This is a genomic window from Mucilaginibacter paludis DSM 18603 (assembly GCF_000166195.2).
Classification (GTDB): domain Bacteria; phylum Bacteroidota; class Bacteroidia; order Sphingobacteriales; family Sphingobacteriaceae; genus Mucilaginibacter; species Mucilaginibacter paludis.
Map to the genome: position 1 here is coordinate 6,995,621 of NZ_CM001403.1, position 14,649 is coordinate 7,010,269.

Here is a 14,649-nt window from a genome sequence, read left to right on the forward strand (position 1 = left end):
CTGTCATCCCGGCGTGCAGTCGGGGCCTTTGCCCGCTGTTGCCTGTGGTCCGGAGAAGATCACGAAGTTTCAAACGCCATGTCTGTTTTTTCCGCCTGGCTGGGTATGTAACTCCCAACATTACCAAATTCATTTTTTATATTCGTTTATCAATCAACACCAAAATGGGACTGGACATCCGCATCGCCACTGAAAACGAAGACGTTATTTTTGAAGGCAATTACAGTGAGGTATATTTCTACCAGCATTCGCTCAGCCGCACCTTTTGCAATTTAATGAGCCGAAGGGATGTGATACAAACCGGCGAACCCGAACTCGACCAGATAGGGCAAATCACCGGGGTCGACATATCGGCATTGTATGATATGAACGATTATCCGGAAGAGGAAAGTTTAGCGTTTTTTTTATCCATGGCCTACACTGACCAGGAAAAGCAAACATTGCTGCATCAAGCGGCCCAAAACAAAGCCAAATTGCAAGGCAACATCGCGAAAATAACAGAACTCATCAATCAACTCATTCATAAGCTAACGGCCATAGATAACTTACCCGCCCTGCTAACACCAACCGATTACGATACGCTGGACAATAAAACTTATTTTTCCAACTTTACGGTCAATCAAGGCAACGGCTACATCGGCAACAACTTCGGGCAGGATTTACGCAACTTTAAAAACTTCCTTGAATATGCGCAAAGCAAAGGCATCAGCACGGTTTATTTTAATTATGGATAGGGGCGGGCGAATTTTGAGCCAGGTATTAGAGTTGATCACTAAAGGTTTTAATATAACAACCAGTCGAATGGCTTACGGCAGGCAACTCCAAAGGTTTTTATAAAACTCATTTTGATCGGTATGATCAGGTATGCCAGAAACCTGTCCATCGCCCAGCTCAATGATAATCAGATTCCCGTTTTTTTGCCTGGCAATATCCATACTGAAGAAATTGCTGGTAATGCCCTGCGCTAAAACTTCAAAACCTTCGGTGTCAGGTTTTGAAGCAAGGTACTCGCCTTCTTCCCAATAATTGTAGATGCCGATCAATTTTTTATGACAAAAAAATAAGCGATATTCTTCTTTTAAAGGCATGCCGCTTTTAGAATGAATAGTGAGATCACTAAGTTCTAAAAATTCCCTAATCACAATACCCTCATTCAGGTAATCTCCGCGGAGGCGAATTAAATTATCAATAGTTTCTTTAAGCTTCGCTGTATTCGAAGCCTGGCTTACAAAGCAGGCTGTTTGCCAATGGTGTTTCTCGGATTTTACGTAATCTTTAATAATAATGGGCTGGCTGCCAAACGCTTTTGCTTCTGCTATTAGCGTATTGATGAATGATTCACTGGATGCGCTTTCGAAAATTGTTTTTGGTGTATGGGCCGAAATAAATTTCAGACTATCAGGTAAGTAATGGCAGTTTTGATATTCGATTTTATTGTTAATCAACCTGTAGTTTTTAGCCAGCAGGTTATGATAAAGTGTGGAATACTGGTCTGGTGTAAGCATCCATCCCCGGTAAACTACATCCGTGAGTGTACCATTGGGCTTAATTCTTTTTGTTGCCAATTCAGCATCTTTGTTATCTACCAGTTCATCAAAATTGAACAACAAAGTACAGAAACCATTTTCTGTTGCACTCAAAAATTCGCTTTCAAAATCAGGATCAACCTTGTTTCTATTCAAGGGGCTTTCGCAGAATAATATGTATAACTGTTTTGGCATGTTATGTTTGGTACTTCAATTAGCCTTTATCAAAAATATGATGTTTATTTTTTGGTGGTATTAGGCTATCCAACTTTTTTAAGTGTTTCAAATGCCTTATTTACTTTTTTTACTACAAAAGGGTCATTGGCATGGTCTGTAACCTTATCACTTAAAATTGCAGTACCAAATCCTTTTTTAATTGAGGTTTGTTTTGTGATGGCAGACATACATTTCTCCTTTAAAAATCTTAAATAGCGATGTAAATCCAAAAACACCTTTACAGAAAATAAGAATATAACATCCAATGTGGTTTAGTTAAGAAATGGAGTTACTTATAAAATGGCAATATACTTACGCAAAGGCGCCGATGCTAAGCAATAACACTGCGCTTTTTATCGCTCGCATAGAACACACCCCTCCACCCCTCTCAAGAGCAGGGCTGTTGCATTCTAAGTGAGTAATTGTTTCAATCTGCCGATGTCATTGCAAACGAGTCTTTGTGCTTGTGCTATATTTTGAAAGCCATGAGCTCTGAAAACGTTAATAGCGATGTTTCTAAACACCGATATATTTTCTGGTGCATGAGAAGTTCTAATGCGGGAGGCATCCTCTTTAAACGTGACATCCTTTACCCAATGTAGCTTATTCTCTATCCCCCAATGACTTCTGATTCCATAGCATAACAATTGTGCATTTTCCCTCACACTGCTGATATAGAATGCGCAATCCTCACTGATCTTATTTTTGTCTTTTACCCAACGCTCTACCTTGATTACCTGACTGGCGCCTATCCAGGCTTTACTGATTTCTTCTGGCGCCGGGCATATACATACCGATCTGCGCTCTGTACGTCCTTTATTTTTCTCCAATTCAACGAACTTGCTGCAAACCTTTGCTGTATCCGATGTCAGCGCCGCTATTTTTTCATAAAGGCCCTTTTGATTCTTTTTTACGCCTATCATATAATCATTATTCGTACCTATTATCAGCTCAACTGTTTTTTTTGGCAATGTAAGGCGTCAAGCGTAAACGTTACCCCTTCCAATCCCAGTTCAGCAATAAGCTTGCGTACCACCGGAATTTCACTTTCCTTTGAATTGTCTACAAGACCCTGGGCTAATACTTGACCACGGCTCCCATTATAGATACTTACCAAATTTACAAATCGCTGTTTTTCAAGCGCATAATCACTCATTGTCCCTTTGATCGCTTTGCCATCTATATTCATCCATTCATTTTTATTGATTTCTGTATACTGACTGGCCCATTGATAAAAAACTTCGCTTAAACTTTCAAAATCTAAATTCTGCAGTACACGCCTCACGGTATAAAACGTAGGCAAACGGGATTTTTTCGGAGTGAAATAAGTCAAAAGATCTTTTTGATTACGCTTTATAAAATCACCCAGAGCACGATAGCCGTAATAACCACTCATCGTCCCCATCACAAATAATAACAAAATAAACGTTTGGTCATGCCGCTGACCAGCCTTTCTACGCACGTCTGGCAACTTCTGCAAATAGGTTATGATGCCCTTGTCCATACTCTTTTTTCTGCAAATTTAAATCCTTCTTCTTTTAAATGCAACAGCCCTGCTCTCAAGAGGGGAATCGCACGGGCTGCCGCTTTCCTTGCGTATTACATTGATAATGAGTGTTTTTATTATGATGTCCTCTCGGGAGGGCGCGGGTTTCGCTACGGGCTACAGGGGGGCCACGAACTCTGTAACCCTGCCTGAAAATGCCTAATTAAAACAGCTAAGCTTTGACAACTTTTTAAAAGTTGTCAAAGCTCATCGTCAAACCTTAGCCGTTAAAGCTCTACGCACACCATATCCATCATGATTTTCAAAGCCTCCCCTTCAGGGGAGGTTTGGTGGGGCTTATCTCACCACCACCTCATACGGCATCAGCATTTGTATGCCGCTCATTTGCGATGCTGCCTTAACCTGGTTATAATATTTATAGTTTTCGCCCAGTTCCGATTTAAGCATGTAAACACGGGTTTCGGCACCAAAGGCGCGGCCCAGGCTTTTAAATTTGCTGGTTTGCTCGGGGTAGGCTACTACGCTGTAATCCTTTAGTTTAGCCATTTTTGCCGCCGAGCGGATGGCGTCGTTAATGTTGCCCAGCTTATCAACCAGTCCAATTTTAATGGCCTGGCTGCCTGTCCATACGCGGCCCTGGCCAATGCTGTTAATGTAGGCCTGTGTTTTATGGCGGCCATCGGCAACGGCTTTGGTAAAGGTATCGTAGCCGCGGTTAACCTGTGCCTGTAGTATCATCCTTTCTTCGGGAGTAAGCGGGCGCGATACATCGCCCAGGTCGGCAAATTTGCCGGTTTTAACGCCGTCAAAGGTGAGGCCCAGCTTATCGTTAAAAAACTTTTGCATGTTGGGCAGCATGGCAAAAATACCAATGGAGCCGGTAATGGTATTAGGTTCGGCGTAAATGGAATCGGCAGCGCAGGCAATGTAGTACCCGCCCGATGCAGCGTAATCGCCCATGGAAACAATTACCGGTTTTGCTTTTTTGGTGAGCAATACCTCGCGCCAAATTACGTCGGATGCCAGCGAGCTGCCCCCCGGCGAATTGACACGCAGTACTACCGCTTTTATTTTATCGTTCAGGCGCACCTTGCGCAAGGCGGCCGACACTTTTTCAGATCCGATGCTGTTATCATCGCCATTGCCGCCCGCAATTTCGCCCGAGGCATATACAATGGCTATGCGGCTATCCAGATTGGTGGTATCGGCATCGTTATCGGTACCGGCCTTGGTATACTCGCCTATGTTAACCGATTTAATGTCTTTCTTTTTACTAACGCCGGTGCGGTCTTTCAGTTCGTCAAGCAATTCGTCCTTATATTTCAGGCCGTCGAGCAGTTTGTATTTTACCGCATCTTCGGGGTTTTGTATCAGTAAGTTATTGGCAATGTTGGCCAGCGAATCCTTGTTGATTTTGCGGCTGGCGCTAATCCCCGTCAGGAAATGATCATATAACGAGCCCAGGTAGGCATTCACCTGCATACGGTTGGCATCGCTCATTTTATCTAAAAAGAAGGGCTCAACCGCGCTTTTATAAGTGCCCACCTTGATGATCTGCATATCAATACCCAGCTTATCCAGTGCGCCTTTAAAAAAGGTGATTTGCGAGCTAAAGCCGTGAAACTCAAAAATACCTTTAGGGTTCATGTACACCTTATCGGCAACGGAGGCTAAGTAATAAAAGCTCTGGCTGTATATTTCGGAGTAGGCGATGATGAATTTGCCCGATTTTTTAAAGTCGATCAGCGCATTGCGGATCTCCTCGGTAGTGGCCTGGCCCGATGCCATGCTGCTCTCGTCTAAAAAAATACCTTTAATGTTACTATCAGTTTTTGCTTTGCGGATGTTGGCTAAAATATCATTCAGTCCGATGGCTTTATCTCCATTTAAACCTAAAAAACCCAGTTCGGCCAAGGGGTTATCCGGCGTGCGCTCGGCGATGGAGCTGGAGAGGGCGATGCGCAATACCGAGTTGGATGCCACTTCGGTACTTTTATCGCCACTGGTAGCTACCGAAACAATTCCGATTAAGATGATCACCAGGAGGAACGAAGAAATAATAATGCCGATGATGGTGGCAAAAACAAATTTGAAGAATTGTTTCATGTAATATAAAAAAACTTTAACTATGCAAAACTACTAAATAGATATGGATAAGAGCATTAACAAGGGTATTTGTTACAACAATGATTAAGGTTTTTTTGCTGTTGGGAAGTAACATGGGCAACCGCCAATTGTTTTTGGAAAACGCCATCAGCCAGATTGAAACGCTGGTAGGCCCGGTTATACGGCAATCGGCCGTACACCAAACCCTGGCCTGGGGCAAAACCGACGAGCCCGATTACCTGAACCAGGTACTCCTTGTTGAAACCGCCATGCCAGCCCGGCAACTGCTGCAAACCATCCTGGGCATCGAAAAACAACTGGGCCGCGAGCGTAAAGAAAAATGGGGATCGCGCACTATCGACATCGATATTTTATTTTACGGCAACGAGGTAATTAACGAGCCCGACCTGGTGGTGCCCCACCCACAACTCCATAACCGTAAGTTTACCCTTGCGCCCCTGGCCGAAATAGCCCCCGGCTATATACACCCCGTTTTGCTGCAAAGCATTGCGCAGTTAAATGAAGCGATGGCGTAGAGCGCCACTCGAACATGCTGAAGAAGCCCCACCCAAACCCTCCCCGGTAAAAGAGCCCCACCCAAACCCTCCCCGGTAGGGAGGGCTTTAAGAAAAATGCTTAAAAAAATAAAAAGTCTCCCCAACCGGGGGAGATTATGCACGGTTTTTGTTTTTTTGGTGTGCATGAGCGCTACGCGGTTTAGAGGGGGCTCATCATCCTCAATAAAAAAACTATAAAAATAGTTTGCAAACTATTTTTATAGTTTCTACCTTCACTTAACCAAACTATAAAAATAGTTAGCCATGCAAACAATCAAAGAACTAACCAAAGCCGAAGAACAGGTGATGCGCATCCTGTGGCAGCTCAATGAAGCCATGGTGAAAGATGTGGTGGAGCAAATGCCCCATCCTAAGCCAGCCTATAATACCGTATCAACCGTTATCCGGGTGCTGGAGGGGAAGGGCTTTATCAACCATAAAGCCTACAGCAACTCCTACGTGTACTTCCCCGCCATTGGCGAAGAAGATTACAAAAAATTTGCCGTAGATAAAATCATGACCAATTACTTCAGCAACTCGTACCAAAGCCTGGTATCCTTCCTGGTGAACGAGCAAAAGCTTGATGTTAACCAACTGGAAGAACTAACCAAACTGGCCGAAAACCTTAAAAACAAAAAGCCATGAACCTGATGCGCTATTTACTGGAAGCCAACCTGTACCTGGCTGGTTTCTACCTGCTTTACGCCCTGCTGCTGCGCAGCGAAACCTATTACCAGCTTAACCGGGCCTACCTGCTGCTCAGCAGCGCGCTGGCCTTTGTTTTACCGCTTTTACAAGTTGGCATTTTAAGGCCGCGGCCCACTGTTAATGTTAGCATTAATATGGGCGGCATGGTAGGCGCCGCCCTGCCCACGGCGCAGCAAAACCCAGCCTGGGCCTGGGCCGATTATGCCCTGCTGACCTACGCCCTGGTAACGCTGGCTATGCTGGTGCACCTGGGTATTAAAATATATGCATTAGTGGCGCTGGCCAAAAAAGGTGTAGCCAAACGGCATAACGGTTTTACGCTTGTTGAGCTCCCCGACCCAAATGCCGCTTTTTCGTTTTTGGGCTACCTGTTTATCAACCAGCGGCTGGCATCGTCGGCTACTATACTGCACCACGAGCAGGTACACATCAGGCAGAAACACAGTTGGGATATTATTTACCTCGAGCTGTTAAAGGCCGCCAACTGGTTTAATCCCTTTGTTTACCTGCTGCAAAAAAGCATTAAAGAGGTGCACGAGTTTATTGCCGACAGCCACGCCGCCGCCCTGGAGGGCGATACCGCCAGCTATACCGATTTTTTAATCGGCAATGCTTATGGCCTGCTCCCCAGTCCGCTTACCAATTCATTTTTCAATAAAAACCAATTAAAAAGGAGGATTATTATGTTGTATCAAAAAAAATCGGGCAGCTCGGCAAGGTTCAAATACCTGGCCGTATTGCCGCTGCTGGGCAGCATGCTGTGCATGTCAACCCTGGCCTTTACCAAAAGTTACGGATGGGTTGACCTGGTTCCGCAGCTGCTACTAACAGCCACCCAGACCCACGGTACCCGCTACGCCACCTACGACGCCAAAAATATAAGTATCGGGCTGGTAGTAAAACAGGCGTTAGCACCAGCCGAAACTTCGGTAAAGGCAGACCAGGCTAATGCAGCGCACCAAGCGGCCACTGCGCAGGCCCAGCAAGTTTCAAAGCAAACAATAAATGCTAAGGTGCGCGCAGATACTGATCTGGTTGAAATTAATCCTTCATTCCCAGGTGGCGAGGGAGCCTTTGGCCGCTTTTTAGCCAGAAATGTACGCTATCCTAAATCAGCCAGAGACGCAAGTGTTTCCGGCCGTGTATTCGTGCAATTTTTTGTCGAAACCGATGGTAGCCTGGGCGATATGACAGTACTACGCGAACCCGGCGCCGGCCTTGGCGAAGAAGCTCTCCGCGTACTCAAACTATCGCCTAAGTGGATGCCCGCCCTACAAAATGGCAAGCCAGTACGGGTAAAATACACTGTGCCTGTTACTTTCAGCCTGGCACCGCCCACGCCCGTTAGCGGTAACCCGCCCACCGGGGCCACCCCACCCGTTACCCAGGATGCAAATGCCCAGCCAATTTTTAGTGCTGTCCAGATTAATCCCTCATTCCCTGGCGGCGAAGAGGCTTTTCGCCGATTTTTAATTGAAAATGTACGATATCCTAAAACCGCCAAAGACGCAAACGTAACCGGCCGCGTATTTATACAATTTGTTGTCGAGACCGATGGCAGCCTAACCGACTTAAAAATATTGCGCGACCCCGGCGCAGGTTTGGGCGACGAAGGTTTGCGTGTGCTTAAGCTGTCGCCCAAGTGGAACCCCGGCGTACAAAACGGCAAACCGGTGCGCGTGCAATATACCGTCCCCATTAATTTTAGCCTGGCTAAATAAAGAAGCAAGATGAAAGAAGCCGGATAATAGACGCAGGAGGCAAGATGAAAGAGTCAGGAAATGAGACAGACCCAACCCGATCCTTTCTCGGGTTGTATGTACTTAACCCTGATGCTGGCTTGTTCCCGTTTCACGCTTATAAGGGCGTTGCCTGGCGGCCCGCGCTGTACGCTCATACTGCGCGGGCCTTAGCCACAGGCCGGTATCCGCTGCCATCGCTAACGCTTTAGGATTGATTGATTGATTGATTGATTGATTGATTGATTTTTGCCTGCGTTTTTTTGTCGCTCGCATAGCACACACCCCTCCACCTCTCTCGAGATGGTAATGGCACTTTCCTTTACTTTTTGTTTTTAAATATTTGATAATGAGTGTTTTGTTTTAGCTCCCCTCTTGAGAGGGGGCGGGTTTGGCGGTGCGGCTGCAGGGGGTGTGTTTCTGCGCGCGACGAACTTTTGCGCAATTGCTTGTCGCTCGTATAGAACACGCAACGCTGCCCCAAGATGGGAATCGCACTTTCCCTTCGCCTTTTGTTTTTACCCCAACTTAAAGCGGTTGGCCCCGCGCGATTGCTTCCCTCGGGGAAGGTGGAGGAAAGGGTTTCTGCGGTTTGCCAGGCAATGTTACGCTGCTTTTGTTGCACAAATGTGATGGTACTCACCATCAGTTTTGTTTCGTGTTAGCGATTGGAGTGGATACCGGCCTTGTGGCTAAGGCCTGTGCAGTATAAACGGAAAGCGCGGGCCGGAGGCAACACCCTGCTGATAGACGATTGTTGTTGTTTATTTATCTTAAGAACAGTTAATTAATTTCTGAATAAAAATGTCATCTCTGGAACGGAAGGGAGAGATCTTTTATGCGTATTGCTTATGTTGTATATTAGATAAGTATCTGTTTTTCAGATTCTTTCTTCTGATTTTTTGTGATGTTAATCATAATAGGCTTTTTTTGCCGGGTTTAGTTTTTCTATATTTTTTTATACCTGTACCTTTATTATTAAGTTTTGCTACCGCCTGTTGAGTGACTGGTGAATGTGGCCTGGGGCCTCAAATAAAAGGCTGATCGTGCGGGTAGATTTTGCTCGTTAGGGGGTAGCAGGGGTTGAGAAATACGGATTTGGTGTGGCAGCAGGGGCAAGGCCCGTATGCTTATGGAATTTAGGGGTGGCCTTTGGATGGTTTTGAAAATGGCGAATGTGATGCTACAATGCGGGTCTGGTTTTTTTTTGAAAGTATTTTAAATAATGAAATATAATTTATCTAAACCTGATGGAAACAAAAATAGTTGATCCTGCTGATTTGTATCGCCTTCCGTGGACTTTGCCTGATAACGGTATTTCGTGGCTTGAGCCTACGGCCCGCTGTAACCTTAACTGCTATGGCTGCTATCGCAAAAACATCAAACATTCGCATAAGTCGATGGAGCAGGTAAAGCACGAGCTTGATGTATTTCAGGCTTTACGCAAAACGGACTGTATCTCGATTGCGGGTGGCGAGCCGCTGTTATACCCGCATATTGTTGAGCTGGTGGCCGAGGTAAAATCGCGCGGTTTAAAGCCCATTATCAACTCTAACGGGATTGAATTAACCAGGGAGCTGCTTCACGAGTTGAAAAAGGCAGGGGTGTTTGGTTTTACTTTTCATATCGACAGTCGCCAGGGGCGGGGCCGCGGCCCCAGGTGGGAAGGTAAAAATGAGCTTGAACTGAACGAGCTCAGGCTTTATTATGCCGAAATGCTGGCTGCCGAGGGCGGGATATCCTGCTCGTTCAACTCCACGGTTTATGATGATACGCTGCACTATGTGCCGGAGCTGGCCGCCTGGGCACAAAGGCATATTGATATTGTGCATACGATGGTGTTTATCCTGTTCCGCTACATTACGCCCGATTTGCCTTATGATTTTTATACCGGTGATAAAAAGATTGTGTTTGATGAGATACACTACCACTCGGATAAGGAGGAGGTAACCAACCTGGTGGCCCCGCAAATTGTGGCCGAAATTAGAAAAACAGCGCCCGATTTTAAGCCTGCGGCTTTTTTAAACGGAACGCACCAGGCCGATGATTTTAAATGGCTGCTAACCGAGCGCATGGGCACTAAAGATAAGGTTTTGGGTTACATGGACAATAAGTTTATTGAAATGGTGATGGCTTTATATCATTATAAAAACAACCGCTATTTATCTTATGTTTCGCCAAAAACCTTAAGCCTGGGCCGCACTACTTTGTTTAGTTTATGGGCTATCAATAAGGGCATCAGGAGCACGCTAAAAAAGTACTTGGCTTATTTAATTGCCAATCCGTTGCGCATTTTTAAGCGGGTTTACATGCAATCCATCATGATTATCCAGCCGGTTGATTTTATGCCCAACGGGGATCAGAGCATGTGCGACGGTTGCCCCGATATAACGGTATGGACAGATAAGAATGGTAAAGATCAGTTGGTTTGGTCGTGTAGGTTGGAGGAGCCGATGCAGTATGGCGAGTTTTTGCATTCGGTACCGAGGGCAAACTGATTGTAAATGGTTGATAAAATCCCTTTGTATACGCTTCTTGATGCCAGAAATTACCTTTCAGCCTTTAGGCGTTGTTTATCTTTATTACTTTTGGGCTGCTACTGCTTATACTTATGAAAAGAAATCATGATAATTTATGGAAGGGCGCGTTGGAAGATCTATTTGATGATTTTCTGAGCTTCTTTTATCCTGAAGCCGAAACCCTCTTTGATCTTGATAAGGGCTTTCAATACCTGGATAAGGAGCTCGACCAGCTTTTTCCGCCGGAAGCGGGCAACCAAGCCCCCAGGTATGTTGATAAACTGGTTAAAGTGTTTACCAAAAGCGGCGGCGAAGAATGGGTTTTGGTGCATATCGAAGTTCAATCTTATACCGATCAGGATTTCGCGCAGCGCATGTTTCAATACTATTACAGGATACTTGACTTGTACCATAAGCCAATTACCGCATTTGCCATTTTTGCCGATACCAATAAAAACTTTCATCCCAAAGCGTACGAACGGGATTTTTTAGGAACAAAGGTTTTATACAGCTATAATACATTCAAGATCATCGATCAGGATGATGCCGTTTTGCAGGCAAGCGACAATCCTTTCGCCATGGCCGTGTTGTCGGCCAAGCTGGCGTTGTCGCGCGGCGAATTGAAGGATGAGCAGCTTTTTGCCCAGGCGTATGAGCTGGCGCGCAGGTTAGTGAGTAAACAGATACCTAAAATTAAGATACGCAAGGTGATGAACTTTTTGAGGTATTACCTCAGTTTTGAAAATCCGGATATGTTTGCTAAATTTGAGAAAGAGATTGCTATATTAACAAATAAAGATGATACTATGGGCATAGAAGAAATGTTATTGGCAGAAGCAAAAGAAGAAGGCAAGATTGAAGGTAAGCTTGAAGGGAAACTTGAAGGTAAACTTGAAGGCAAGCTTGAAGGCAAGCTTGAAGGCAAACTTGAAGGCGAGCGTGAAAAGGCTTTAGCCATTGCAACCGAAATGAAGAAAGACGGTATTCCAAAAGAGCAGATTGCCAGATTTACCAAGCTCCCTGTAGAAGAAATTGAAAAATTGTAATTGGATTTAAATACATCGAAGCCCCTGTTTATTCATATTAACAAATAAAGATGATATTATGGGCATAGAAGAAATGTTATTGGCAGAAGCAAAAGAAGAAGGCAAGATTGAAGGTAAGCTTCAAGGGAAACTTGAAGGTAAACTTGAAGGCAAACTTGAAGGCGAGCTTGAAAAGGCTTTAGCCATTGCAACCGAAATGAAGAAAGACGGTATTCCAAAAGAGCAGATTGCCAGATTTACCAAGCTCCCTGTAGAAGAAATTGAAAAATTGTAATTGGATTTAAATACACCGAAGCCCCTGTTTATTCATATTAACAAATAAAGATGATACTATGGGCATAGAAGAGATGTTATTGGCAGAAGCAAAAGAAGAAGGCAAGATTGAAGGTAAGCTTCAAGGTAAACTTGAAGGCAAGCTTGAAGGCGAGCGTGAAAAGGCTTTAGCCATTGCAACCGAAATGAAGAAAGACGGTATTCCAAATGAGCAGATTGCCAGATTTACCAAGCTCCCTGTAGAATACATTGAAAAATTGTAATTGGATTTAAATACACCGAAGCCTCTGTTTATTCAACAGGGGCTTTTTTTATTGGCAATGAAAAAAGGACAGGTTATTAGGAGTTTTTATTTTAAATTTATTTATATATAATGCCAATAAATTTTAATGATAACCCAAGAACATATAGATAATTTAAAAGGTAAATTGAACGAGATTTTACGCTCAGAGCTTTTACTGGGGAACGAAATTATAGAAACCGCTAAGGGATGGCCTAATGAAAAAACCATTATGATTTTTTTGAAAATGCCATTTAGACGTAATTACATTTTGAATGATATTGAATATCGCGATATCAATGATCCGCATTATTGGAAAGCCGAATACTTCGATAAATCTAAAGATCATATCCTGGCGTGCAAATTCGGGTCTTGATATTTAACGTAATTCAAAACTTATTGCGTGGTTCCAGTTGGGATGAAACCAAGCGACGCAATTGTTCATTCCATAGCCAATTAAAAATCCAACGGCCCCATCTTCCCTATGAAAACAAACCAATGAATTACAGTTTATTATGAAGGAATAAAACGACAAAATTCTTTGGGTTAAGGAGGCTGCTCCGGAGCCTTAATACCTGTGCTTCCTCTTTGTTGGTAGAGCATAGCAGTCTAATCATTGATATTATTAGTGTGCAGGAAAACCAGTATTGGTATTATCGGGCTTGCGCAAACCTACCTATACCTTTGCCAACAGTTGATGCAACAGCACTTGCTTATTAATTAAGTATTAACAAATAGCTTAACTTGAATTAAGCTTCAAAATATTAATATAATCAACTAAAATTCTGCTATTTTAGTTTGCTTATTACATTATGCTGCCTGATCACCATGTCTGATACCATTACCTATCAATACAACAAATCTTCGGCTTTAAACAAGTCTGATGCTTCAGACGAGTTGTTTTTGGCTAAATATAGCGAAGTACAAAAAACGAATGCACCTTGCTTTTTCTGGGGCCGCTTAACCGATCCGTATGTAACGGCGCGCTGCCTGCTTACACTATCAAATGTGGTTCAGTCCAGTTTTAATTTATCTCCCTTTTTGCTTGCCATGTTAAAAGACCCTATTGTTACTGCCGGTAACGATAAAATCAGATTTGAGGGCTTTTCGCATTGTGCGGGCGTTTATGCCCGGGTGGATATTTTAGGTGATGGGCACGATGGCGAATTTTTGGCAAGCGGCACCACCAATGTGGACTTTAATCAACCCATGCTTTCTGCCCTGAGCAGTATCCGTAAAAACGAAAACGTGTTACTCTCTATCGGGCAAAAAGAGGTAGGCTTACACCGCGAAAACGAAAAAATAATAGAGCGAAAAGTTCCGCTACCGGTTAAATGGATAAAGGGTTTAACTTCGGTACAAATGTTTCTTGCCCAGTCAGAAAAGGTTTATACGTTTAACCGCCTGCAGGCATTGCAGTTATTTAAAACCATACCAAGCGGTAAGCCTAAAACCGACTATTATTTATTGATAAGAGGGGGAAAGCCCCTATTCTCGCCGGCAAAAGCCCACGATGCGGTAACCATTGGCGGCATACACCGCTTAAAACTAATTGAACCTTTATTGGCCATTGCCGATGAGTTAAGGGTATTTCCGCATGCTACGATGCAGGCAACTACCTGGCAGGTTTATATTGGGCCTGTAAGATTCACCTTGTCATTATCAAGAGATGCCTGGCGCGGATTTTCTGGCGAAGGTGCCGCACTGGAATCGCTGATCGAAGATATTCCTGATCAGTGGGTGGAGCTTGTTGATCAGTATAGTTACGCCAACCAGGAGTTCAATGCCACTTTACTTGCCGTTAACGAGGGGCTGGACCTGAAAAAAGTAGAAAATATAACGGGCCGCCTTTCGGCAATTGGCTTGCTGGGGTACGATCTGGATGAAAACAGTTTCTTTTACAGGAGGCTGCCTTTTAAGCTTAGCCGCATGATGAGCCTTAACCCAAGGCTAAAGGATGCCGAAAAATTATTAAGCGAAGGCAAGGTGAAAATTATGGTACGTAACGATGATAAAATAGAAGCGCAGGTAGAAGGCAGCGGTGTTAAGCACATTGTGATACTGAGTGCAGGTAAAGAGCAATGTACCTGTACCTGGTTTAGTAAAAACCAAGGTGAGCGGGGCGTTTGCAAACATATATTGGCAGTTAAAAAATTAGTGCTTAACTAAGGT

General features: G+C 44.1%; 14 protein-coding genes and 2 pseudogenes. 10 read left to right on the forward strand and 6 right to left on the reverse strand.

The features are described from left to right. Positions 1-164: 164 nt before the first annotated feature. Complete coding sequence (locus MUCPA_RS29700) at positions 165-734, forward strand: hypothetical protein (protein ID WP_008511565.1); 570 nt, start codon at positions 165-167, stop codon at positions 732-734. A 72-nt stretch (positions 735-806) separates the two neighbouring features. On the opposite strand, the gene MUCPA_RS29705 is transcribed toward MUCPA_RS29700, so the two are convergent. The 4 genes and pseudogenes from MUCPA_RS29705 to sppA all read right to left on the reverse strand — a co-directional run bounded on the left by MUCPA_RS29705 (position 807) and on the right by sppA (position 5,355). Next, complete coding sequence (locus MUCPA_RS29705) at positions 807-1,721, reverse strand: ATP-grasp domain-containing protein (protein ID WP_008511566.1); 915 nt, start codon at positions 1,719-1,721, stop codon at positions 807-809. 65 nt (positions 1,722-1,786) lie between these two features. Continuing rightward, positions 1,787-1,930, reverse strand: coding sequence for a hypothetical protein (locus MUCPA_RS38440; RefSeq protein WP_008511567.1), 144 nt, complete (start codon positions 1,928-1,930; stop codon positions 1,787-1,789). 222 nt (positions 1,931-2,152) lie between these two features. Beyond that, a pseudogene (locus MUCPA_RS39645) lies at positions 2,153-3,246 on the reverse strand (ISAs1 family transposase). A gap of 339 nt (positions 3,247-3,585) precedes the next feature. After that, on the reverse strand, positions 3,586-5,355 hold the full coding sequence (gene sppA / locus MUCPA_RS29720) for a signal peptide peptidase SppA (protein WP_008511568.1): 1,770 nt from the start codon (positions 5,353-5,355) through the stop codon (positions 3,586-3,588). An 80-nt stretch (positions 5,356-5,435) separates the two neighbouring features. Between sppA and folK the strand changes: the two genes are divergently transcribed. The 3 genes from folK to MUCPA_RS29735 all read left to right on the forward strand — a co-directional run bounded on the left by folK (position 5,436) and on the right by MUCPA_RS29735 (position 8,341). Continuing rightward, on the forward strand, positions 5,436-5,891 hold the full coding sequence (folK, locus tag MUCPA_RS29725) for a 2-amino-4-hydroxy-6-hydroxymethyldihydropteridine diphosphokinase (protein ID WP_008511569.1): 456 nt from the start codon (positions 5,436-5,438) through the stop codon (positions 5,889-5,891). A 285-nt stretch (positions 5,892-6,176) separates the two neighbouring features. After that, on the forward strand, positions 6,177-6,557 hold the full coding sequence (locus MUCPA_RS29730; RefSeq protein WP_008511570.1) for a BlaI/MecI/CopY family transcriptional regulator: 381 nt from the start codon (positions 6,177-6,179) through the stop codon (positions 6,555-6,557). Next, the gene (locus MUCPA_RS29735) at positions 6,554-8,341 is read left to right on the forward strand and encodes a M56 family metallopeptidase (protein WP_008511571.1); all 1,788 of its coding nucleotides are present in this window, start codon (positions 6,554-6,556) and stop codon (positions 8,339-8,341) included. The genes MUCPA_RS29730 and MUCPA_RS29735 overlap by 4 nt, the downstream gene beginning before the upstream one ends. Before the next feature lie 102 nt (positions 8,342-8,443). Here MUCPA_RS29735 and MUCPA_RS38450 read toward each other — a convergent pair whose 3' ends face one another. Together MUCPA_RS38450 and MUCPA_RS38455 are read right to left on the reverse strand one after the other, a co-directional pair. Further along, positions 8,444-8,635 (reverse strand): hypothetical protein, encoded by a 192-nt coding sequence (locus tag MUCPA_RS38450; RefSeq protein WP_040626663.1) that lies wholly within the window; start codon positions 8,633-8,635, stop codon positions 8,444-8,446. 46 nt (positions 8,636-8,681) lie between these two features. Beyond that, entirely contained in the window at positions 8,682-9,005 is a 324-nt protein-coding gene (locus MUCPA_RS38455; protein WP_008511572.1) for a hypothetical protein, read from the reverse strand. A 604-nt stretch (positions 9,006-9,609) separates the two neighbouring features. Here MUCPA_RS38455 and MUCPA_RS29750 point away from each other — a divergent pair. The 6 genes and pseudogenes from MUCPA_RS29750 (at position 9,610) to MUCPA_RS29775 (ending at position 14,646) form a co-directional block, all read left to right on the forward strand. After that, positions 9,610-10,857, forward strand: a complete 1,248-nt coding sequence (locus tag MUCPA_RS29750) for a radical SAM protein (RefSeq protein WP_008511573.1) — start codon at positions 9,610-9,612, stop codon at positions 10,855-10,857. A 113-nt stretch (positions 10,858-10,970) separates the two neighbouring features. Continuing rightward, positions 10,971-11,924: an Rpn family recombination-promoting nuclease/putative transposase gene (locus MUCPA_RS29755; RefSeq protein WP_008511574.1), complete on the forward strand. Its 954-nt coding sequence runs from the start codon at positions 10,971-10,973 to the stop codon at positions 11,922-11,924. Positions 11,925-12,009: 85 nt separating this feature from the next. Next, positions 12,010-12,198, forward strand: a pseudogene (locus MUCPA_RS29760) (hypothetical protein); the annotation flags it as partial. Positions 12,199-12,256: 58 nt separating this feature from the next. Continuing rightward, positions 12,257-12,460, forward strand: a complete 204-nt coding sequence (locus tag MUCPA_RS29765; RefSeq protein ID WP_008511576.1) for a hypothetical protein — start codon at positions 12,257-12,259, stop codon at positions 12,458-12,460. 126 nt (positions 12,461-12,586) lie between these two features. Further along, a complete protein-coding gene (locus MUCPA_RS29770) occupies positions 12,587-12,853 on the forward strand; it encodes a hypothetical protein (RefSeq protein WP_008511577.1) in 267 nt (88 codons plus the stop codon). A 452-nt stretch (positions 12,854-13,305) separates the two neighbouring features. Next, complete coding sequence (locus MUCPA_RS29775) at positions 13,306-14,646, forward strand: SWIM zinc finger family protein (RefSeq protein ID WP_040626665.1); 1,341 nt, start codon at positions 13,306-13,308, stop codon at positions 14,644-14,646. The last annotated feature ends 3 nt before the right edge of the window (positions 14,647-14,649 follow it).